At 46.1% G+C, this 20270-nt stretch carries 22 protein-coding genes; 10 read left to right on the top strand and 12 right to left on the bottom strand.

Annotated elements, in window-relative coordinates:
- Positions 1 to 124: 124 nt before the first annotated feature.
- From dnaG to rpsU, 3 genes are all read right to left on the bottom strand, one after another.
- The gene (dnaG, locus tag OW491_RS15570; protein ID WP_290036807.1) at positions 125 to 1981 is read right to left on the bottom strand and encodes a DNA primase; all 1857 of its coding nucleotides are present in this window, start codon (positions 1979 to 1981) and stop codon (positions 125 to 127) included.
- Positions 1982 to 2031: 50 nt separating this feature from the next.
- Entirely contained in the window at positions 2032 to 2481 is a 450-nt protein-coding gene (locus OW491_RS15565; protein WP_075171336.1) for a GatB/YqeY domain-containing protein, read from the bottom strand.
- 92 nt (positions 2482 to 2573) lie between these two features.
- Positions 2574 to 2789 carry a 30S ribosomal protein S21 gene (gene rpsU, locus OW491_RS15560; protein ID WP_028471240.1) on the bottom strand — a complete coding sequence of 72 codons (216 nt, stop codon included), beginning with the start codon at positions 2787 to 2789 and terminating at the stop codon, positions 2574 to 2576.
- Between the two features lie 167 nt (positions 2790 to 2956).
- Here rpsU and tsaD point away from each other — a divergent pair, with 167 nt between their 5' ends.
- The 3 genes from tsaD to folK are packed head-to-tail and all read left to right on the top strand — an operon-like array spanning position 2957 to position 4898.
- Entirely contained in the window at positions 2957 to 4015 is a 1059-nt protein-coding gene (tsaD, locus tag OW491_RS15555; protein WP_290036882.1) for a tRNA (adenosine(37)-N6)-threonylcarbamoyltransferase complex transferase subunit TsaD, read from the top strand.
- Positions 4015 to 4371, top strand: coding sequence for a dihydroneopterin aldolase (gene folB, locus OW491_RS15550; protein WP_290036801.1), 357 nt, complete (start codon positions 4015 to 4017; stop codon positions 4369 to 4371). Before tsaD ends, folB begins: the two co-directional genes overlap by 1 nt.
- Positions 4371 to 4898, top strand: coding sequence for a 2-amino-4-hydroxy-6-hydroxymethyldihydropteridine diphosphokinase (folK, locus tag OW491_RS15545; protein WP_290036799.1), 528 nt, complete (start codon positions 4371 to 4373; stop codon positions 4896 to 4898). Before folB ends, folK begins: the two co-directional genes overlap by 1 nt.
- Positions 4899 to 4931: 33 nt before the next feature.
- Here the strand turns inward: folK and OW491_RS15540 are convergent, their stop codons facing one another.
- The 8 genes from OW491_RS15540 to OW491_RS15505 all read right to left on the bottom strand — a co-directional run bounded on the left by OW491_RS15540 (position 4932) and on the right by OW491_RS15505 (position 13132).
- Positions 4932 to 6041, bottom strand: coding sequence for a hypothetical protein (locus tag OW491_RS15540; RefSeq protein ID WP_277252627.1), 1110 nt, complete (start codon positions 6039 to 6041; stop codon positions 4932 to 4934).
- A 2-nt stretch (positions 6042 to 6043) separates the two neighbouring features.
- A complete protein-coding gene (gene glpE, locus OW491_RS15535) occupies positions 6044 to 6361 on the bottom strand; it encodes a thiosulfate sulfurtransferase GlpE (protein ID WP_075171340.1) in 318 nt (105 codons plus the stop codon).
- 21 nt (positions 6362 to 6382) lie between these two features.
- Positions 6383 to 7198, bottom strand: coding sequence for a symmetrical bis(5'-nucleosyl)-tetraphosphatase (locus tag OW491_RS15530; RefSeq protein ID WP_075178657.1), 816 nt, complete (start codon positions 7196 to 7198; stop codon positions 6383 to 6385).
- A gap of 25 nt (positions 7199 to 7223) precedes the next feature.
- Complete coding sequence (gene apaG / locus OW491_RS15525; protein WP_075171342.1) at positions 7224 to 7613, bottom strand: Co2+/Mg2+ efflux protein ApaG; 390 nt, start codon at positions 7611 to 7613, stop codon at positions 7224 to 7226.
- Positions 7614 to 7616: 3 nt separating this feature from the next.
- Positions 7617 to 8429 carry a 16S rRNA (adenine(1518)-N(6)/adenine(1519)-N(6))-dimethyltransferase RsmA gene (gene rsmA, locus OW491_RS15520; protein ID WP_075178658.1) on the bottom strand — a complete coding sequence of 271 codons (813 nt, stop codon included), beginning with the start codon at positions 8427 to 8429 and terminating at the stop codon, positions 7617 to 7619.
- A gap of 65 nt (positions 8430 to 8494) precedes the next feature.
- Positions 8495 to 9493: a 4-hydroxythreonine-4-phosphate dehydrogenase PdxA gene (pdxA, locus tag OW491_RS15515; protein ID WP_075171344.1), complete on the bottom strand. Its 999-nt coding sequence runs from the start codon at positions 9491 to 9493 to the stop codon at positions 8495 to 8497.
- On the bottom strand, positions 9490 to 10788 hold the full coding sequence (locus OW491_RS15510) for a peptidylprolyl isomerase (protein ID WP_075171345.1): 1299 nt from the start codon (positions 10786 to 10788) through the stop codon (positions 9490 to 9492). Before OW491_RS15510 ends, pdxA begins: the two co-directional genes overlap by 4 nt.
- Complete coding sequence (locus OW491_RS15505; protein WP_290036797.1) at positions 10775 to 13132, bottom strand: LPS-assembly protein LptD; 2358 nt, start codon at positions 13130 to 13132, stop codon at positions 10775 to 10777. The genes OW491_RS15510 and OW491_RS15505 overlap by 14 nt, the downstream gene beginning before the upstream one ends.
- 125 nt (positions 13133 to 13257) lie before the next feature.
- Here OW491_RS15505 and OW491_RS15500 point away from each other — a divergent pair, with 125 nt between their 5' ends.
- The 3 genes from OW491_RS15500 to djlA are packed head-to-tail and all read left to right on the top strand — an operon-like array spanning position 13258 to position 15849.
- Positions 13258 to 14301 (top strand): phosphotransferase, encoded by a 1044-nt coding sequence (locus OW491_RS15500; protein ID WP_290036795.1) that lies wholly within the window; start codon positions 13258 to 13260, stop codon positions 14299 to 14301.
- Positions 14298 to 15008, top strand: a complete 711-nt coding sequence (gene murU, locus OW491_RS15495) for an N-acetylmuramate alpha-1-phosphate uridylyltransferase MurU (protein WP_290036793.1) — start codon at positions 14298 to 14300, stop codon at positions 15006 to 15008. The genes OW491_RS15500 and murU overlap by 4 nt, the downstream gene beginning before the upstream one ends.
- Positions 14998 to 15849: a co-chaperone DjlA gene (djlA, locus tag OW491_RS15490; RefSeq protein ID WP_290036791.1), complete on the top strand. Its 852-nt coding sequence runs from the start codon at positions 14998 to 15000 to the stop codon at positions 15847 to 15849. The genes murU and djlA overlap by 11 nt, the downstream gene beginning before the upstream one ends.
- Positions 15850 to 15874: 25 nt before the next feature.
- On the opposite strand, the gene OW491_RS15485 is transcribed toward djlA, so the two are convergent.
- Positions 15875 to 17005 (bottom strand): DUF3530 family protein, encoded by a 1131-nt coding sequence (locus OW491_RS15485; protein ID WP_178968118.1) that lies wholly within the window; start codon positions 17003 to 17005, stop codon positions 15875 to 15877.
- Between the two features lie 92 nt (positions 17006 to 17097).
- Here OW491_RS15485 and rpe point away from each other — a divergent pair, with 92 nt between their 5' ends.
- The 4 genes from rpe (at position 17098) to OW491_RS15465 (ending at position 20249) form a co-directional block, all read left to right on the top strand.
- Positions 17098 to 17781 (top strand): ribulose-phosphate 3-epimerase, encoded by a 684-nt coding sequence (gene rpe / locus OW491_RS15480; RefSeq protein WP_178968120.1) that lies wholly within the window; start codon positions 17098 to 17100, stop codon positions 17779 to 17781.
- A 23-nt stretch (positions 17782 to 17804) separates the two neighbouring features.
- A complete protein-coding gene (locus tag OW491_RS15475) occupies positions 17805 to 18440 on the top strand; it encodes a phosphoglycolate phosphatase (protein ID WP_075171351.1) in 636 nt (211 codons plus the stop codon).
- 369 nt (positions 18441 to 18809) lie between these two features.
- Entirely contained in the window at positions 18810 to 19403 is a 594-nt protein-coding gene (locus tag OW491_RS15470) for a GNAT family N-acetyltransferase (RefSeq protein ID WP_075171352.1), read from the top strand.
- A 204-nt stretch (positions 19404 to 19607) separates the two neighbouring features.
- Entirely contained in the window at positions 19608 to 20249 is a 642-nt protein-coding gene (locus tag OW491_RS15465; RefSeq protein ID WP_249263561.1) for an XrtA/PEP-CTERM system exopolysaccharide export protein, read from the top strand.
- Positions 20250 to 20270 lie beyond the last annotated feature (21 nt).

Here is a 20270-nt window from a genome sequence, read left to right as displayed (position 1 = left end):
GCTAGGTTTTGCTAGCAGAAGGCTGTTTGATTGGCTGTTTTATGGCCTAAGTCTAGTCTAACTTTTATTCATATGCAGTTTTATATTGGGATTAAGTTTTTGATTGCAACCGGTGCGGGTGAAGTTATTGCCGTGAAAGTGTTAATAGCTCTGAAAGTCGCTGCTTTTCTGGCTGGCTTAGTGTTGCCAGTGGCTTCTTTTGTAGCTTTTGGAGTTCGTTTACTTGTAATCGGCGTGTTAAGCGCTTCCATGCATCGCTGAAAAGTTGCTTAGGGTTGCCGTTGAGTATGGGGTCTAGATGCGAAATACCACTGAGTTGAAGTAGGTGTTTGCTGAGCTCTTCGTCATCGCGCCAGTCGATAAGCAGGGTGTGCAAGCTGGTGTTTGGGTGTGTGTGTAGGTATTGCAAAAACGCTTGTAAAAGCTCGCTGTGTGGCTCGTGTAAATCACTTAATGAGTCATATTCGGTGGCTAATGGCGCTAGTTCTGGGTGATGCAGTAATAAAGACACCAAATGTCCGCACAGTGAGTTGGTTGGGCGGGTTGGTTCTTTGGGTGATGACTTGGTGCTGCGACGCTCAGGGGAGTTGTTATCGCGGGGCGTGAAGTTGTTCGGTGTAGCATCTTCGTAATAGCTGTTGTCGTATGAGCTGTCGTTGTATGCGCTGTTAGACGTGCTAGTCGGCACAAGCTGAATGGTGCTATTGATTTGCTCTAATGTAAGTCCGGTTATCTCGCAAATTTTGTCGATCATCATTTGCTTAAGTAGGCCAGGTTGCATTTGCTGAAGCATGGGGAGTGCTTCGCTGCTAAAGCGAGCGCGACCATCGATACTTGTCATGTCGCTGCCTTGCGAGTGGGATTTAAAGAAAAACTCAGACAGTGGCAAGGCTTCATTTAAGCGTTTCTCGAACCCGTCTTTGCCTTCGGCTCTGATGAGCGTGTCAGGGTCTTCCCCTTCGGGAAGGAATAAAAATCGAGCTTCTTGGCCATCTTTGATGCTGGTGAGTGTGGTTTCTAGTGCTCGTTCGGCGGCTTTTCTGCCTGCTTTGTCACCATCAAAGCAGAAAACAACTTCTGATACGGTTTTGAATAGTCGCTCTAGGTGTTGCTGGCTCGTGGCGGTGCCGAGAGTCGCTACGGCATAGGTGACGCCAAACTGTGCCAAGCTAATAACGTCCATATAGCCTTCGACAATAACAATACGTTCTAGCTTTTGTGTGAGCTTGCGGGCTTCGTAAAGGCCATAAAGCTCTCGGCCTTTGTGGAAAGTGTCGGTCTCGGGAGAGTTGAGGTATTTGGGTTTGTCGTCTCCTAAAACACGTCCGCCAAAAGCTATTGTTCGGCCTCGCGCGTCACGTATGGGAAACATAATACGGTTGCGAAAGCGATCGTAAAGGGAGTCTTTTTCTTCGTGGCGAATCAGCATGCCGCTCAGTTCTAGCAGGTTTGCTTTTTCGCTGGTGCCGCCCACGGCATTAATAAGGTTGTCCCAGCCGCTGGGCGCAAAGCCAATACCAAAAAAACTGGCAACTTTGCCGGTGAGTCCGCGCGACTTAAGGTAGTTGACGGCTAGATCGCGTGAAGGGTGTTCTTTAAGTTGGCGCTGATAATAAGCGGAAGCTTCATCTAATATATGATATTGCGCTTTGTGTTCGCTGCGGCGTTGCTCTTGAGCCTCATCGCGAGGAACATCGACTCCGACTATTTTGGCGACTTCTTCGATAGCTTGCGGGAATTCGAGTCGTTCATATTCCATCAAAAAGCCAATGGCGTTTCCGCCTGCGCCGCAGCCAAAACAATAATAGAACTGTTTGTCAGGACTAACAGAGAAAGAGGGCGATTTTTCTTGGTGGAAAGGGCAAAGCCCTGAGTAGTTTTTGCCGGCCTTTTTTAGCTTAACGCGGCCATCGATAATGTCTACGATGTTAACGCGTGCTAGCAGATCGTCAATAAAGCCTTGTGGAATACGGCCTGCCATAACTGCTCCGCTGAAATCTATTTAACAGAAAGTGGTTAGCGGAGTTGAGCTTACTTGGTTAGGCTAGCTTTAACCAGTCCTGAAATGGCACCCATGTCTGCGCGGCCTTGGGCTTGTGGCTTGATAATCGCCATTACTTTGCCCATGTCTTGCATTCCTGATGCGCCTGATGCTGTAACAGCATCTTCGATCAATTGTGTTAGTTCTTCTGTCGTTAGCGGTTGCGGCAAGTAAGTTTGAATCACCTCCAGCTCTTGTCGCTCAGTGTCCGCCAGGTCTTTGCGGTCCGCTGCATCATATTGGGCAATTGAGTCACGGCGTTGTTTGGACATTTTATCCAAAACCGCGAGCACACGTGCATCATCCAACTCTATACGCTCATCAACTTCGATGCGCTTTAATTCAGCCAGAATTAAACGAATGGTACCTAAGCGCTGTTTATCTTTTGCGCGCATGGCGTCTTTCATTTCTTCAGTAATCCGTTTTTTGAGTACTGACATTCTGTATGACCTGTGTTGAGGGATGCTTAACCCGGTTGTAAAAAATCTATTCTAAATTACGTTTCTTCGTGCTTAAAAAGCGGAAAAACGTATTAGTACATACGTACGCGGCGAGAGATATCGCGAGATACTTTTTTAGCGTGACGCTTAACGGCAGCTGCTGCTTTACGCTTACGAACAGAAGTTGGCTTTTCGTAGAATTCGCGCTTACGTACTTCAGCTAGAACACCCGCTTTTTCGCAAGAACGCTTGAAACGACGAAGAGCAACGTCAAATGGCTCGTTATCTTTAACTTTAACTGCAGGCATGATGCCTCCTTTTAGTTGTTTAGTTGGCTAAATCCGGACCCATTCCGAATAAGGTGCGAAATTCTATGTCCTCGTATGAAAATTGTCAAAGTGATATTCGTGTAATTGCGCTTGCGATAAGGGATAATAGCGAGATTATTTTTGAATTAGCGGATGTACGGTTACTAATGATTGTGCTGGGTATTGAAACGTCGTGTGATGAGACGGGTGTGGCGCTTTACGATAGCGAGAAAGGTTTGCTGGCTGATGTCTTATATAGTCAGGTCAAAATGCATGCTGAATACGGCGGGGTAGTGCCTGAATTGGCTTCGCGTGATCATGTAAGAAAGCTGCTTCCTCTTATTAAAGAGGTCATGCAACGTGCTGATCTAACCGCTAATCAGGTTGATGCGATTGCTTATACAGCAGGGCCAGGTTTAATTGGTGCGCTGATGGTAGGCGCATCGACGGGGCGGTCATTGGCCATGGCGTGGGGTGTTCCTGCGATTGGTGTTCATCACATGGAAGGTCATCTTTTAGCACCCATGCTGGAAGAAAACCCTCCTGAATTTCCCTTTGTCGCTTTGTTGGTGAGCGGCGGTCACACTCAGCTGGTTAAGGTGACGGCAATTGGTGAGTATCACTTATTAGGTGAATCGCTTGATGATGCGGCGGGGGAGGCGTTTGATAAAGCCGCTAAGATGCTCGGCCTTGATTATCCCGGTGGTCCTTTGATTGCTCGTTTGGCTGAGCAGGGGGATCGTACGCGTTTTCGTTTCCCGCGACCGATGACTGATCGTCCTGGGTTGGATTTTAGCTTTTCTGGTCTCAAAACTTTTACGCTCAATACCATCGCTAAACACACTCAGGACGGGGTTTTAGATCAGCAAACTCAAGCGGATATAGCAGCGGCTTTTGAAGAGGCGGTGGTTGAAACCTTGGCAATTAAGTGTCGTCGAGCGTTACAAGAAACAGGGCTAAAGCAATTAATTATTGCCGGTGGAGTGAGCGCGAACCGGCGTTTGCGTGAGCGGCTTGATGCTGTTGTGACCAAAGAGAAGGCTTCATTGTTTTATGCTCGTCCTGAATTTTGTACGGACAATGGCGCCATGATTGCTTATGCAGGGTGCCAACGCTTGTTAGCAGGGCAAAGCAGTGGGTTGGTTATAGAGGCTAAGCCTCGCTGGTCAATGGAGTTGTTAGGATCCATCAATGATGTAGTCGAGTCTGTAGGTGAAAAAGCATAATGGATATCGTTTTTGTTGAAGGTTTGCAGATAGAAACTGTCATTGGAATCTATGATTGGGAGCGCGAGATTCGTCAACGCGTCGTGTTGGATCTGGAGTTAGGGACGGATATTAAGCACGCCGCCCAAACAGAAGAAATTGATAACACGCTGAACTACAAAGCGGTGTGTGATCGACTGATTGAGTTTGTGCAAGAGAGCGAATTTCTACTCGTTGAAACCATGGCCGAGGAAATAGCTAGCTTACTCATGAGAGAATTTTCTGTGAGCTGGCTGGCATTGAAGTTGGCGAAGCCGGATGCAATTCCAGCGGCAGCGGCTGTTGGGGTCAAAATTGAGCGCGGAGAGCGCAGCTAATGGCGTTAGTCTATTTGAGCATTGGTAGTAACATTGAGCGTTTCCGTCATGTGACTTCTGCGTTGGATGCGCTAGAGGCGCGCTTTGCGCCGTTAGTGGTGTCTTCTGTGTTTGAGAGTGAGGCGGTAGGTTTTAACGGCAGCCCATTTCTTAATTTAGTAGTGGCAATGGATACTGAATTGAGTGTAGGTGAGTTATCTCAGTGGTTAAAAGCCTTGGAAGACGCTAATGGGCGCGTCCGCGGTGGCGCTAAGTTTGCTCCGCGTACTTTGGATGTAGATATTCTCACATATAACCAAGTTGTCGGTGTGGTCGATGGGGTTGAGTTGCCAAGGGGAGAGGTGCTTTATAATGCGTTTGTTTTGTGGCCGCTGTCTGAAATAGCTCCAGATGATGTCCACCCTATTAGTCAGCAAACATATGCGAACTTATGGGCTGATTATGATCGTTCTACTCAGCGCTTGTGGCCTGTTGATTTTTCGTGGAAAGGCCAGCTTATTTCTCGTGCCCAACCTCTCAATAACTAAGTGGGCACTGTTGTATTTTAAAGCTGTTGTGCTTTAAAAAAGCTCGCAAATCGCTATTTGTCGTTTTGCGATTTCTTCTCCTAATGCAGCACCTTTATATCCATCATTCATCAGTGCTTTAGGATTAATTCCCTTGAGCTCCTCGCACAGGTTGGTTAGTAATTCGCCAGCATTAGTATTTTCATCACTTAATAAGCGGGTACTAGCTTGCAGTGGCGGCAGGCGCTCGGGGCGTCTTAATAAATCTAATTGTTTGATCAATGCGAGTTTGTTTTCTGCGCTCAGCGAACTCCAGCATTGAAGTTGCGGATGGGCTATTAACGTGTGGATGGCGAGCTCGCGGGTTTGATTTTGGGTGCGTAAGTCGCGACAAAATTGATCCAGTTTAGTTTGTGCTTCACTGAGTGTGTGAAAGCACACATAACACAAGGCTGCAAAGCGCACCTTTGTCTCGGTGGTGTCGGTGAATTGGGCTGCAATCTGTTGTGCTTTATCGTTATTAACAAGTGTAGTGAAAGGAGGGAACAATTGTTCTAATGCGTTGGCCTGCTCAAGGACGTTAAAAAATGTAAGCGGGGAACGTTCAGATAAAGCGCGCTCCATCTCTTGCCAAATGCGTTCTTTGGTGAGATGCGATAATTCATCGGTGCTTGCAATTGCTTGCATGAGTTTGAGGGTGGGGGCTGCGACGGTAAAGCCAAGATGGGCGTAGCGTGCCGCAAAGCGTGCAACCCGTAACACACGCAAAGGATCTTCAGAGAAAGCGGGTGATACATGGCGGAGTTGCTTTGTTGCAAGATCGTTTTGTCCGCCGTAAGGGTCAATTAATTCTCCGCTACTGCTTTTGGCCATGGCGTTAATTGTGAGGTCTCGTCGAGACAAGTCCTCTTCTAATGTAACGTCGGGCGATGCATGGTATTGAAAGCCTGAGTAGCCTTTACCGCTTTTGCGCTCGGTGCGTGCTAACGCATATTCCTCGCCAGTTTTTGGGTGTATAAAAACTGGAAAATCACTGCCGACAGGGCGGTAACCATTTTTTATCATCTCTTCTGGAGTTGCGCCTACGACAACCCAGTCTTTATCATAAACGGGGTAATTAAGAAGTTCGTCACGTACAGCGCCGCCTACCAGATATATCTGCATTGTTACGACTCTATTTTATCAGCATGATTAACACGCCACTCTTCGAAGCCGCCGTTTAAACTAGCGACATTCTCAAACCCACGCTCTACTAAAAACGCAGCAGCGCTTTGGCTGCTGATGCCGTGATAGCAGCAGACGATGACAGGAGTATCAAATTCAAGCCCGTGCAACACTTGCTCTAGGTTGTCGTTGTTGAGATGTAAAGCTCCGGTGATGTGTCCGGCTGCAAAACTTTGGGAGTCACGTATATCGGTGATAGCCGCCCCTTCATTCATGAGTGTGATTGCTTCATCTGCATTGATGCATCTAAATTCTGCCATGAGTGGTATCTCTTTAATTAGTTAGCGGTTGAGTTGTTGGCTGGGTATATCAGTTTGGGATAAGTCCTCAAGGCGAAGCGCACGTAGCGCACCGCCCCAAACGCAGCCGGTATCTAACGCATGTATTTGTTGTGTGCCAGTGTGCCCTTCGAGTGCTGCCCAATGGCCAAAAACTAACTTGTCATTGGGAAAGCGCTGTTCTCGGAGGCTGAACCAAGGGTAAAAACCGTCAGGTTGGCTCTCTAGACCGCCTTTGGAGGCAAACTCTAATTCGCTTTGGGGTGTACAAAAGCGCATACGGGTAAAGTAATTAGTGATGACTCGCAAGCGTTCTGGGCCTTGAAGTGAATCAGACCATGTATTAGGTTGGTTGCCGTACATATGAGCAAAGTAGTTTGTAGGGTTCTCACGCAAGGCATTTTGGCACTCTTTAGCCAAGCGATGTGCCTTTTTGATGGACCATGCTGGAGGAATGCCGGCGTGAGTCATTGTAAAGCCGAGCTGAGTGTCGGTATAAATTAAGGGCTGTTGCTGTAACCATGCTAACAGCTCGTTACGATCGGGAGCTGTTAATATGGCATCGAGTGTATCGCTACGCTTGGCTTTAGCGAAGCCATGATGAACGGCGAGCAAGTGAAGGTCGTGATTCCCCAGCACAGTAACAGCTTGTGAGCCTAATCCACGAATAAAACGCAATGTTTCTAGTGATTTGGGGCCGCGATTAACTAGGTCACCACAAAACCAGAGCTTATCTTGGTCTCCAAATTGGATAAGCTCTAGTAGTGCTTTAAGTTCGTCGAAGCAACCTTGTATATCGCCGATTGCGTAAGTAGACATGTTCTCTCAATAGGGTCGGATGCAATTAATGAAGCGCAAGAGGCTGTGCTAATGTAAACGCAGCAATAGGTGCCTTAAAACGCTCACCATCAGATGTTTCCATTATGTAGTGCCCATACATGCTGCCAACATGCGTGGCTAGTACGGTGCCGCTGGTGTATTGGTAGCTATTTTGTGGCTCGATAATCGGCTGTTCACCGACAACGCCTTCACCTTCAATTTCTTGTACATGTTCGTTACCATCCGTTACTACCCAGCGACGGCTTAGCAGTTGAACAGGCATCAAGGAGCTGTTGGTGATGGTTATCTGGTAAGAAAATACATAACGATGGGCTTCTGGATCAGACTGGTCGGGCAAAAATCGTGTGTCGACAGCAATCTGAATATCTTTGTCAGGATCAATAAGCTCTAACATATGTTACCCCTGTTGCTCTGTCAGCCAGTCGGCGATTGTTATGAATTCTTTTAAAGTTAAACGTTCAGGGCGCAGAGATGGGTCAATGTTAAGTGTAGTGAGTGTGTCTGCGCTAATTATTTCTTTTAAGTTGTTGCGTAAGGTTTTACGACGCATTGTAAATGAGGTTTTAACGACGCGCTCCAATTGCTTAAGGTCTTTTGCAACTAGTGGCAAAGTTTGGTGAGGTATGAGACGCACAATCGCTGAGTCAACTTTAGGGACTGGGTCAAACGCTTCAGGTGGCACAATGAATAAGGGTTCTACCTTGCAGTAGTATTGCGCCATTATGCCCAAGCGCCCGTAGTGGTTGTCTCCTGGCTGAGCGGCTAGTCGGTCTACCACTTCCTTTTGCAGCATGAAGTGCATGTCTAGGATGTCACCGTGATGGCTGAGCAAATGGAAAATTAGTTGTGTGGAAATGTTGTACGGTAAGTTGCCAACAATACGCAGTAAACGATCATCTTCTTCACGTAGCGATTTGAAATCAAACTTCATGGCGTCTGCTTCAAAAATGCGAAATTTATCACCAAAGCGGAAAAATTTGGTACGCAGAATAGGTGGTAAATCCCTATCTAGCTCGATTGCATCCAGTGCGCCTGCTTCGTCTAATATCTCTTCAGTCAACGCGCCAAGCCCGGGACCGATCTCGACCATATGATCGGTGGTATGCGGAGCAATAGAACGGATGATTTGCCGAATAATGCCTTGGTCTTGAAGGAAGTTTTGACCAAAACGCTTTCTGGCTTTGTGCATAGCAGGTTTTTGTTGGCTCATGTGTGCTCTTGGGTAGTTTGTTTTTAGGCTAAATTAAGCTCGTTGGTTTGCAGGCTATCGGATGCTTATGTCGTTTTAATCCGATTGCGAGCCATATCACCCGCATAGCGTATAGCTACTTCTAAGCTGCCGGGGTTGGCTTTACCCGTGCCTGCTAAGTCGATAGCAGTGCCGTGATCAACCGAGGTGCGAATAATTGGCATACCTAGGGTGATATTTACGGCGTTGCCAAAGCCTTTGTATTTTAACACGGGAAGGCCTTGGTCGTGATACATGGCGAGTACAGCATCGCACGTTTCTAGATATTTGGGCGTAAAAAGGGTATCGGCCGGTAAAGGTCCTGTTAAATTTAGGCCTTTTTCTCGCCAATTGTTTAATACGGGTGAGATGGTGTCTATTTCTTCGCGACCCATGTGTCCGTCTTCCCCTGCATGGGGATTAAGGCCGGCGACGATAATATGTGGGTTGCTGATGCCAAAAGTGTGTACAAGATCGTAATGCAGTACATCGATAACTTCGTTTAATAGGTCTGATGAAATCGAGTCGGCCACTTCTCGTAACGGTAAATGAGTGGTGACTAGGGCGACACGCAATCCTTCAGTAGCGAGCATCATCACTACTTTATTAGTGTGGGTTAGTGCTTCTAAGAACTCTGTATGGCCACTGAAAGGTATACCAGCATCATTGATTACTCCTTTGTGCACTGGTGCTGTTACCATGGCGTCGAAGAGAGAGTTTAAACAGCCCTTTGCCGCTACCGAGAGCGTATCTAATACATAGTGCGCGTTGCGAGGGTCTAACTGACCAACGCGAGCAGGAGCTCCCAGTGTTACTGGAGCCACTGTTAAATGACTTAATGCATTGGGCGTTGCTGGTTGCTCTGGATCAAAAGGGATGAGTGTAAGCGGCAAGCCTAAATGCGCAGCGCGATCCGTCAGTAATGAGGGATCGGCAACGACTATCAGTTGGTCTTGCTGCGGTTGCTGGGCCATCTGTATGATCAGATCAGGCCCAATACCGGCTGGTTCGCCCGCTGTGATGGCGAGCCGCTTACATTCACTCATATTTTGATGTCGACATAGGCTTCAGCGCGAATTTCTCGGAGCCAATTAGCAAGCTCTTCTGAATATTTGCGCTTGTTTAATATGGAGCGAGCCTGATTTTCGCGAATTTGATCGCCCAAATCCTGTTGGCGACGAGCCTCTACTTGCAGAATATGCCAGCCAAAGCGGCTTTCGAAAGGCTGGCTAATTTCATTAATGGCGGTTGCATTCATAACTTGCTCAAATTCGGGCACCATCTGGCCAGGTTGTGCCCAGCCTAGTTCGCCGCCTTCTGAGCCACTGCCAGGATCATCACTGAGCTCTTTAGCTAAGGTAGCAAATGACTCGCCAGCCTGTAAGCGGCTTGCAACGCTGTTGATCATGCGTTGCGTTTGTTCTGCCGAGCGTATTTCGCTTGGTTTAAGCAGGATATGTCGCACTTTAGTTTGTTCGACCATTTGGATTTCACCACCGCGTTTATCACGTAGCTGTACGATATAAAATCCGCTAGGTGAACGAATGGGTTGGCTGATGTCGCCTGGCTGCATGTTGGTTAGTGCTTGAGCAATATCTTCTGGTAGTTCGGATTGTTTACGCCAGCCGAGGTCTCCACCATTAAGCGCATTAGGTGCGCTGGAGGCGGCAATTGCAGCCTCAGCAAAGTCGGCGCCTTTGAGCAGCTCTTGATGGAGTTGCGATGCATTAGACTCGGCAGCTTGGATTTGCTCTGGAGATGCTTGCTCAGGAATGCTGATCAGGATAAAGCTGAGTAGCAATTCTGGCTGATTTAAACCAGCGCTGTCAGTTTTAAGAAAATGTTGCACTTCCTGATCTGATATTTTGATGCGTCGGCTAACATTGCTTTGCTGAACCTGAGAAATAAGCAGCTCTTTGCGAATTTGCTCGCGAGCCGAAACGTAGTCGCGTCCTTCGGCAATAAGTGCGTTGCGGAATTGCGCTAAATCCATACCGTTTCGTGCGGCAATAGAAGCGATAGATTCGTTAAGCTGTCTATCTGATACTTTTATGCCTTGTTGTTCAGCAATCTGTAAAAGTAAATTATCTAATATGAGACGGTCGATAACTTGTGAGTCTAAGATGCTCTTAGGCGGCACACGTTGATTACGAGATTGAAGTTGTTCGGTTACTATGGCTACACGATCCTTGAGTTGGGATTCTAGTACCACACCGTCGTTAACGATGGCCGCAATGCCATCTAGTTTTTCGGGAGCTGCTTGTAATAAAGGTGAGCAGGCCAGTAAGCCAATCGATAGTGTGCGCCAGTATTTTGCTGACCCTGCATTAAAAAGTTTCATTGTTATCATCACGCTGTTTAAAACCTGTAATCTTTTCTAAAAGGCTGGATCCACCGTTGCTGCCGAGGTTCCCGAGTCCTTTGAGTACAAATTGGACGTAGAGTGCCGTATCTTTATCATCATCGTCTTTTAGCCAGTTGCGGACAATAACACGTGTTTGCCAACAACAGCTTTCATATTCGACACCAAAGGCCAGATCTACGTCGTTTTTATTGAACCAATCGTACTGCCAAACCCCTAAGGTTGACCAGTTTTTATCAACAGGCCACATGAAGCCAAACGTGCTTTGCTCACGTATACCTTCGGCGTAACGATAGTTCATATTAAATATTCGGTTTTCATCCGCTCGATAGCGAAGGGATAAGTTGTTTTCGGTATTGCGAAAGGCGCTGTGATCAAAATTTGCATCTATCGACAGATCTAGCCGCTTATTAGCCCGCCAGTTGATGGCGGTTGCAATATCGGATGAATCGCCATTGCTATAATTACTTTCATCATCATCGAGTGTTACTTTGCGATCCGAATAGAAATAAGCTTGGCCAATACTAGCGCTTAGCGTTTCTCGTCCTAAATCACTAAACAAACGTGTAGTGAGTCCAAGAGAGACTTGTTGTGTATCGCCTATGTGATCGTATCCACTATATCGGTTTTCTCGAAAGAGGGACTGATAGTTAAAATTGTATTCTGTCGTGTCGAAATCAGGTATGCCGCTTTGCTCTTCGTAAGGAACATACAGTGCATAAAGCCTCGGTTCTAGCGTTTGCTTATAAGTTGTACCCACAAACTCAGTATTTCGTTCAAAGACTAAGCCAGAATCTATGCTAAGAATTGGTACCGAGGTGCTCGGGTTGGAGTCGAAATCATCTGCATCAGTTAGGTTGTAATTGGAATACCACAGCTTTGCGCTGGGTTTGATGTAGCCCCACGGCTTGACGAAATTAGCATAGATTTCGGGTTCTAAGTGAAGGCGTCCACCATTAGCGCGCTCTATACCGGTAAAACCGCTGTTGTTACGGTAAAAGTTGGTCGCTTGGGCAATAAGTGCCGCGTTCATGATGCGTTCGTTATTGTCTGTATCACTGTTGAAGGTTAGTTCTGGTAACCGTTGGTATGGGCGGTCGGTGTCTTCGTCAACAGTCTGGTAGCCTTGTAATAAAAAGTCAGCTTGCCATAGCTCTTCTGTATAGGTGACTCGGCCTATTCTACTTAGGTGGCTATCTCCGTCGATGTCAGCGAGCGTTGATAAATCATCTAGGTAGTCGTTGTCGCTGACGTGAATGTAGTTGATTTCGCTGGTTAGCTTGTCGGTCCAGCGCCCCGGTTGCACAAATGAGAACAACCATCTATCTCTGTCTTCAAGATTATCATTTGGAAGAAATGCGGTTGTTAGAGTGTTATGGGTGTATTGGTTCATGTAACGGAATTCGTTTTCTAACAAAAAGCCGCGCTTCTCTATGTAATGAGGGACGATGGTGTCGTCCATTTGGGGGGATAAATTTAAGTAATAGGGCGTGCTAATGCTAGCGCCGTCATCATTACTCATACTGATGCTTGGGTATAAAAAGCCTGTATGTCGCTGGTCATCAATCGGAAAGTAAAAGTAGGGTAAATATAAAATAGGGACATCGGCAACACGTAACGCTGCATGCTTTGCAAGTCCAAAACCGCTGCTTTTATCTAAGATAATTTCGCTTGCTTGTAACTTCCACGCTTCGTCGCCCGGAGGGCAGACGGTGTAGCTGCCTTTTTCAATCAGTATTGATTCGTCTTGGCGGCGAGTAATGCGCTCAACATCACCACGTATTTGACGTTCGTGCATAACATATTGGGCCCCTGTTAAAGTGGTCTCCAATGTATTGGTATTAGCAACGGCTGTTTCGCCTCGCAGTAGTAGGCCCGGTTCTCGGTATGAGGCACCTCCGTTTAGTTCGAGTTGGCCTGTTACTTGGTCGTAAGTGGCTGACTCACTCTGCAAGCGTCTATTGCCTTGTGCTATATCTACACTACCTTCGAGTTTAGTGCCTTGCCCAAGTGACGAGCTTCCTTGCTCGGCGTTGATAATAATAGGCTGGTCAAGAATATCTGTACCTTCGTCCGAGGATATGCTTGCTGGTTCTATGTAGCGTCCACTGCATATTCCTGGTGCTGTGCCGGGGGCATAGGGGAACCAATCTAGCTGTGAATACTGGGATGCAGGACGGTTGTCAGCTCCATTGCTAGCACCACAGGCTTCTTGTTTTGGTAGGTTAGTTAAACAAGGTCGCGGTTTCTCTGTATCAGCATAGGCGCCAGGCGCCAGTATGAGGCTGATGAAAAGGAAAAAAGGTGATTTTTGTAAGGGCATCCGACGTTTCCCAGTTAAAAAGCAGGGTGTTACCACGCCTGAGCACTTTGTGGTGCGATGTTGTTTAGGTGCAAAGTCTGGAATAATAAACATTCAAACTAGGATGTGCCAGAGGAAACCGCACGATGGGACAACGGCTTTTGCAATTGGAGCAGTGGGTAACGAGTTTAGTTGCTTCAAAAAAGGTGCCATTTGGTAAAAGGTGGGTGATTACGCCAGTGTCTGGCGATGCTAGCTTTCGTCGCTACTTTAGACTAACAAATGAGGATCGTTCTTGGATCCTTGTGGATGCTCCGCCAGAAAAAGAAGATAGCACTTCATTTGTCGAAGTTGCACGTACATGGTTAGACAGTGGCATACCTGTGCCGGAAGTGATTCATGTTGATTTTAGCCAAGGCTTTATGTTGCTGGAAGACTTTGGGGATAGCTTGCTCTTTGGAGAACTCAGTGCTCAGTCGGTCGATGGCCTTTATACAGCCGCTATGGACGCGCTGTTGGCTATTCAACACGTTGGGAATGATGGATTGCCTCAGTATGATGAGCCGTTATTGAGAAGAGAAATGTCTCTGTTTAATGAATGGTTTATAGGTCAGTTATTAAAGCGACAGCTGTGCGAAAAAGAGCAGAAGATGCTGGATGATCTGTTTGCTGTGTTGGTTTCCAGTGCTCTTGAGCAGCCGGTTGTGACTGTGCATCGTGATTTTCATAGCCGAAACTTAATGTGCCTAGCGGAAGGGCGCTTAGGAATTATTGACTTTCAAGACGCTGTTGCTGGTCCTATAACGTATGACTTGGTGTCTTTGTTAAAAGATTGTTATGTTGCTTGGCCTTCTGAGCAGGTCGTTGGTTGGGTAAGTGCTTATCGAATCAAAGCACAGCAGCGAGGGGTTCTCGATAAGTCTGTGACTGACGCTGCTTTTTTGAGATGGTTTGATTTTATGGGGCTCCAGCGTCATATCAAAGTGTTGGGTATTTTTTCGCGATTAGATATCCGTGATGGAAAGGCGGCCTACTTAGAGGACATACCACGTGTGCTGTCATACGTGTTGGAGGGGCTGCATAGGTATTCAGAACAGTACGCTGAATGTGCGGCGGTTGAGCGATGGTTGCGAGAGCAGATAGTTCCGAGTATGAACAAGCTAGATTGTTTTAAGGATGTTCAGTTGTGAAAGCAATGATTTTGGCTGCAGGATTGGGAGCAAGGATGCGGCCGTTGACATTAACAATGCCCAAGCCTCTGATTCCCGTTAATGGAAAGCCGTTGATCGAATACCACCTAGAGGCACTAGCTAAAGCAGGGATTGTTGATGTTGTCATCAATCACGCTTGGTTAGGGGAAAAAATTGAACAAGCCTTGGGCGATGGTAAGCGTTGGGGAGTAACAATAACTTATTCCCGTGAAGATGAGCCGCTCGAAACAGGTGGTGGGGTTATTAAAGCGCTACCTTGGTTGTCGGATGACGGGGAGCCCTTTTTATTGATTAACGGGGATGTGCTTATTGATTGTGACTACACTCAGTTGCTATCGGTGAGGCCTCGCACTGCTCACTTGGTGTTGGTTGATAACCCTGAGCACAATAAAGATGGAGACTTTGATTTAATACCCAGCGGGCAGGTATTGAACCCTGTCACGGAAAAAGTAAGTGCGTTAGAGGTTGATAGAAAACGCTATACCTTTTCTGGTGTCAGTGTCATTAATCCAGCGCTTTTTAATGGGGTGGTTGAATCTAAGTTTCCATTAGCGCCTTTATTTAGGGCAGCGGCGCAAGAACAATTGCTAACAGGCCAGTTGCACGCCGGCTTTTGGATGGATATTGGGACAGAGCAACGGCTAAAAGATGCAGAACACTTATTAAGGAAGGCTGATGCAAAATAAATCAGAGGTGACGGGGTTTGCTATAGGTAATGCCCTGATGAAATACCGAACGGGTATTATTATTGGTGCTGTGATTGGTTTGTATTCGGGTGGCATCTGGGGATTGGTATTTGGTGGTGTTATTGGTGGCTTGATCAATCGAACGGTCAGTAAATTGGTATCCGGTAAATATTCACCGCAAATGATCTTTTTTAAAGCTACCTTTTCCGTGATGGGGCATGTTGCAAAAGCTGACGGCCGTGTGACTGAGGATGAGATTCGCTTTGCTCGTGATGTGATGGCGAGAATGAATCTGAATGAAGAGCGTCAGCGTGAAGCCATTCAATTTTTTAACGAAGGTAAATCTGAAGATTTTGATTTGGCGGCGGTTGTGACACCGTTGTCTCGCTTGTTGCAGCGTCAAGCGGCTGTGAAAATTATGTTTATTGAGATTCAGTTGCAAGCGGCCTTAGCCGATGGGCAAGTCTCTCAAAATGAGTTGCAAGTTATTCAGTCGGTATGTGCATTAATGCGCATGTCGGCACAAGAGATGTCAGCATTAATGGCGCGCATGCAAGCTCAACAGACATTTAGTCAAGGGGCGCATGGTGGAGGAGCAGGTTATCAATCACCTTTTACATCAGATGCCGACATGCTTAAAGATGCTTACGGGGTGTTAGGTGTTACACCTGATATGTCTGATGCGGAAATCAAAAAAGCCTATCGACGCCTGATGAGTCAACATCATCCCGATAAGCTGGTGGCAAAAGGCCTGCCGCCAGAGATGATGAAACTTGCAAAAGAGAAAACGCAGGAAATCCAAGCTGCTTATGACCGAGTGAAGTCTGCCCGCAAAGCTTAGGCGTGTTCTTTGTCGCTAGTTTGTATCAGCCGGGACGCTGGTCAGTTAAAGAAGGTTCCTCTGGGCGCTCGGTTTCCTGAGGCTTATCAGCTACTTTTTTAAGGGTGCGTAAGCGCCCTTTTATATAGGCAGACATCCAATCTTGGTCGCTGATAGTACGGCTCGTTGCTGGAAGCCTGCTTTGTTTGTAAAAAGAAAGTTCGCTTCTATAAGCAGCGCGTTGACGTAACTTGTGAGAGGCTGATGTGTTTTGTGGGCTACTAGTAAAGGGCGTGTCTACATAAATATCCATTACCGGTAGTTCAAGAAGTGGGACTAATGAGCGTAAACTTTGAGCATTTATATCGATGGATTGCTCAGCGTCGAGCATCAACAACCCAACACCATCAACTTGGTCTTTAATGTTAGCGCCCAAAGCGGCTGCCCAAACAGCTCCATCCCCAACTCCCAGCAGAATAATGGTTTCGTAGCCTCGCGCTTGTGCTGTCTGAATGGCAGCTAAGCCCAGTTGCGAAATGTAAGTAGCGTTATTTAACTGCTCAGCCGAGCTGGCCGCTTCTGCTGATGTGTTTGGCTCTTCTGCTGGTGTTTGCGTTTCATTATTAGGGGTGTCTACTGGCGTTTCTTCTGATGCTTGTTGTGCGTCTTCGGTTCCGCTTTCTGATGCGTTAGATAACCGTTTGAGGCTAGGTAACGTGCGTAAAGGTAAATCTGGAGTTTGTGGAATAGGCAGTACAAGGGAGAGTGTGGCCCAGCCATCTTGCGGTAGTTCGTTGCGTAATGTCTGGATGAAAACGGGCCAGCTAGAATGTGTTCGGCTGTCAGGAAAAATGATGACGATGCCGCGTTTTAAAGCGATATTTCTTTCTTTGAAAAGTGCAGGGAAGTTAGGTGGGTCTATAGTTAAGTCTAAAATCTCATCGCCTGCTATGCGAGAGTCTTGGTAAAGCGCGTTGATTAATTCGGCTTGTGGTAGTGGCTCCGTCCTTTCTTGAGGAGCTTTTTCGCTAGAAAGATCATCGGGGTGATTGGTGCTCGCTGAGTCTTGTGTTGTATTGGTTTCTTCAGTCTCTGCTGCCTGAGAATTTTGAGAAGGAAGTGTGGTGGCGAATATCAATAAAAATGAAAAAAACAAGCTAGACAATGGCGAAGTCATAATGGGCTCGAGTAGTCGGTAATGGATTATCTTTATTCAGGCGTCTAGTCAGTTACAATAGCAGAAAATGCTAACTTGTTGGAAAAGTAACGATGACAGATTTTAAAATAGCCCCCTCCATTTTATCAGCGGATTTTGCGCGTTTGGGCGAGGAAGTTGATGCCGTGTTAGAAGCGGGAGCTGATATTGTGCATTTCGATGTGATGGATAATCATTATGTACCGAACTTAACGATCGGTCCTATGGTGTGTAAGGCGCTGCGCCAATACGGTATTACCGCTCCAATTGATGCACATCTGATGGTGAAACCTGTTGACCGGATTATAGGAGACTTCGTTGAGGCAGGAGCCAGCTATATTACTTTTCACCCAGAAGCATCTGAGCATATTGATAGGTCGCTCCAATTAATACGTGAAGGAGGTTGTCTTTCTGGTCTGGTGTTTAATCCGGCCACACCATTGCATTATTTGGATTATGTAATGGATAAGGTTGATATGATTTTGCTGATGTCGGTTAACCCGGGTTTTGGTGGGCAAAAATTTATTCCGAGCACGCTCGAAAAGTTGAAGCTTGTACGAGAAAGAATAGAAAAGAGTGGTCGGAATATTCGTCTAGAAGTCGATGGTGGTGTGGGTATTCAAAATATCCGTGAAATAGCAGAAGCCGGGGCAGATACATTTGTGGCTGGCTCCGCTATCTTTAATGCGGATGATTATCAAACAACTATAGCGGCAATGCGAGCTGAATTAGCTAAAGTGGGTTCGGTAAGTTGCTAATACGACCCTTATTCGGAGGGGGCTTGCCCTCTCTGATCATATTTGATCTGGATGGTACGCTTGTTGATAGTGTTCCTGATATTGCTGCGTCAGTTGATGAGGCGCTAACCAGTGTCGGCTTGCATAAGGCTGGTGAACACAATGTTAGGCGATGGGTAGGTAATGGGGTTAATGCTCTGATTGAGCGGGCAGTGGCAGATCAAATGGCTAGTGACCAGTTTGAAGAGGTGCTGAGTCAGTTCCAGTTAGCTTACAGCCAATCTTACTCAAAACGCAGTTATGTTTATTCCGGGGTTATTAGTTTCTTAGAAAAGTGCCGCTCGGAAAATATTTTCTTGTCTCTTATCACGAACAAGCCCGGTCGATACACATTGCCGCTGTTAAGAGCGCTAGATTTAGAAAAATATTTTTGGAATGTGTTATCAGGAGATAGTCTTGAGGAAAAAAAGCCTCATCCTATGCCGCTTGAATATCAATTAGACTTATTGAAAATTAGGCCAGATGAAGCCCTGATGATTGGGGACTCTGTTACAGATGCTCAAGCTGCGAAGGCCGCGGCGGTGCCATTTCTTGGTGTGTCTTACGGCTATAATCATGGGGTATCTTTGGCTGATGATTATCCTATTGTGGTTGACTCTCTAAATGATATTGTTTTTTAGAGTCTTAAAATTATTTATTTATCCTTTAAAAAGTTCTTGATGTTATCTTTAATTTTGATATGTTTTTAAACGCTTTTAAATTAAAGCCGTTATGCAATATATAAAATGTTTAAGCATTTTTTTGTGTAAGAAAAGTGTCGCTTATTGTGAGTCTGTAAGTGATTGATAATTATGTTTATTTGATTATCGGTCTTTAAATGTCGCAAATGAGAGACAAGTTGGAAATGGATTTCTTTGCCTGATATTCGTGTGACAGTTTAATCGTCGCTATATAACCTGTCTTTGCTGAAGTTGATGTTTTTTGGCATAGAATTTTCATGTCAGGTCTCGAGCGGTATAAACATGATTAATTGCCTAGAGATAAAATTAATGCAGCTTTCTTTTGAATTAACTAGCCATCCACTATTGTTAAAAAATTATTACCGCATTAGAGAGTCTTGTTTTAGAAAAGACCTCGGCTTGGTCGAATTTAATGGCGGTGAAGATATTTTTGATCGTAACGGATTAACACTGGTGATCAAGGATGGTCATCATTGTGTTGGAGGTTTGCGGTTAACAGGAAATAAAGAGCATGGACCTGGATTTCTCCCTGTAGAGCAAGACGGCTTCTCTTTGAAGGCATCATGCCATGAGTTACTCGCTGGTGATGTTAATTATTGTCAGTGGTCTAGATTGGTTATTGCGCCTGAATATAGAAATAAAGTCGACTTGGTGATGTTGGTAGACAAGATGATTGGGATTGCTGGATCTTTGGGTTACAGCTACGCTTTTTTTGTTTCTGGCAAAACGCAAGCTAGGTTTTATAAACGATATCATAACAAAGTGGGCTACAGTTATGATGTGTTAGATGATATCCAGCTGCCCGTTGAGCCTGGGTTTGAAGGGCTTCCTCATGTGATAGCGGTATCACGAGTAGATCAGCCAATGGCTTATGAGAATGTGTCATCAGGCCAAGTAGCATGAGGTAAAAGTTATACGCTTTCGATTCGCGTTCATTTCTCCGTAATCTTGTTAATGTAAACTTGTCTGTAATTAGTATCGAAATATAAAAAACTGACGCAGTCTATCGACAAAGGTGCGTTATGTGGTAGATTTTACTGATTAGAGCGCAGGAGAATCAGCTAATTATGGGCTGGTTTGAATATGGATGTTACGGAGGGATCGTAAGTGCTTGTATCTAAAAGGAAACAGGCCGCGTGGTTGAAAGCAGTTGGGCTTTCCATGGCGGTAGCATTAGTTTCAGGGTGTTCAACGTCATCCTCTTTACCATCAGTTTCTGATGAGCAAAGGCTTGCTCAACCCGATTACGAATATGTGATCGGGGCTGGAGACTCACTTCAAATATTTGTTTGGGGCAACGAAGAGTTGTCAGGTTCTGTGCCTGTTCGCCCAGATGGAAAAATCACAACACGCTTGGTTGAAGACTTGGAAGCCAGTGGAAAAACATCCACAGAGCTTGCTAGAGAGATTGAGAGTGTCTATTCGCGATATATCAAAAACCCCGTTGTTACTGTGATGGTTAATGGCTTTGTGGCTACACCAGAACAGCAAGTTAGGATTGTGGGTGCAGGTGTTACGCCGCTGAGTATTCCTTATCGTAAACACATGACCTTACTGGACTTAATGGTCGCAGTGGGTGGATTAAATGAGTTTGCAGATGGAGACAAAGCAGTGCTTGTACGCTCCTTTGATGGAGAGCAAACGTCCTATGGTTTGAAACTTGATAGCTTGTTGCGTGACGGCGATATTGGCGCAAACTTAGCGCTGATGCCTGGTGATATTGTGATCATTCCAGAAGCTTGGTTCTAGTCAGAATAACACCGAGGCATT

Origin of the sequence: Neptunomonas sp. CHC150 (assembly GCF_030397555.1) — a bacterium.
Lineage (GTDB): Bacteria > Pseudomonadota > Gammaproteobacteria > Pseudomonadales > Balneatricaceae > Neptunomonas > Neptunomonas phycophila.
Note: the sequence above shows the minus strand (reverse complement) of the source record. Positions and strands in the feature narration are given on the sequence as shown.

Excerpts from the sequence above, each read along its gene's own strand:
- pdxA (WP_075171344.1), bottom strand. The coding sequence starts at position 9,493 with ATGAGTGAATGTAAGCGGCTCGCCATCACAGCGGGCGAACCAGCCGGT.
- rpe (WP_178968120.1), top strand. The coding sequence starts at position 17,098 with ATGACAGATTTTAAAATAGCCCCCTCCATTTTATCAGCGGATTTTGCG.
- rpsU (WP_028471240.1), bottom strand. The coding sequence starts at position 2,789 with ATGCCTGCAGTTAAAGTTAAAGATAACGAGCCATTTGACGTTGCTCTT.
- rsmA (WP_075178658.1), bottom strand. The coding sequence starts at position 8,429 with ATGAGCCAACAAAAACCTGCTATGCACAAAGCCAGAAAGCGTTTTGGT.
- OW491_RS15510 (WP_075171345.1), bottom strand. The coding sequence starts at position 10,788 with ATGAAACTTTTTAATGCAGGGTCAGCAAAATACTGGCGCACACTATCG.
- glpE (WP_075171340.1), bottom strand. The coding sequence starts at position 6,361 with ATGGCAGAATTTAGATGCATCAATGCAGATGAAGCAATCACACTCATG.
- OW491_RS15500 (WP_290036795.1), top strand. The coding sequence starts at position 13,258 with ATGGGACAACGGCTTTTGCAATTGGAGCAGTGGGTAACGAGTTTAGTT.
- dnaG (WP_290036807.1), bottom strand. The coding sequence starts at position 1,981 with ATGGCAGGCCGTATTCCACAAGGCTTTATTGACGATCTGCTAGCACGC.
- folB (WP_290036801.1), top strand. The coding sequence starts at position 4,015 with ATGGATATCGTTTTTGTTGAAGGTTTGCAGATAGAAACTGTCATTGGA.
- OW491_RS15470 (WP_075171352.1), top strand. The coding sequence starts at position 18,810 with ATGCAGCTTTCTTTTGAATTAACTAGCCATCCACTATTGTTAAAAAAT.
- apaG (WP_075171342.1), bottom strand. The coding sequence starts at position 7,613 with ATGTTAGAGCTTATTGATCCTGACAAAGATATTCAGATTGCTGTCGAC.
- OW491_RS15485 (WP_178968118.1), bottom strand. The coding sequence starts at position 17,005 with ATGACTTCGCCATTGTCTAGCTTGTTTTTTTCATTTTTATTGATATTC.
- djlA (WP_290036791.1), top strand. The coding sequence starts at position 14,998 with ATGCAAAATAAATCAGAGGTGACGGGGTTTGCTATAGGTAATGCCCTG.
- folK (WP_290036799.1), top strand. The coding sequence starts at position 4,371 with ATGGCGTTAGTCTATTTGAGCATTGGTAGTAACATTGAGCGTTTCCGT.
- OW491_RS15540 (WP_277252627.1), bottom strand. The coding sequence starts at position 6,041 with ATGCAGATATATCTGGTAGGCGGCGCTGTACGTGACGAACTTCTTAAT.
- OW491_RS15530 (WP_075178657.1), bottom strand. The coding sequence starts at position 7,198 with ATGTCTACTTACGCAATCGGCGATATACAAGGTTGCTTCGACGAACTT.
- OW491_RS15565 (WP_075171336.1), bottom strand. The coding sequence starts at position 2,481 with ATGTCAGTACTCAAAAAACGGATTACTGAAGAAATGAAAGACGCCATG.
- OW491_RS15505 (WP_290036797.1), bottom strand. The coding sequence starts at position 13,132 with ATGCCCTTACAAAAATCACCTTTTTTCCTTTTCATCAGCCTCATACTG.
- tsaD (WP_290036882.1), top strand. The coding sequence starts at position 2,957 with ATGATTGTGCTGGGTATTGAAACGTCGTGTGATGAGACGGGTGTGGCG.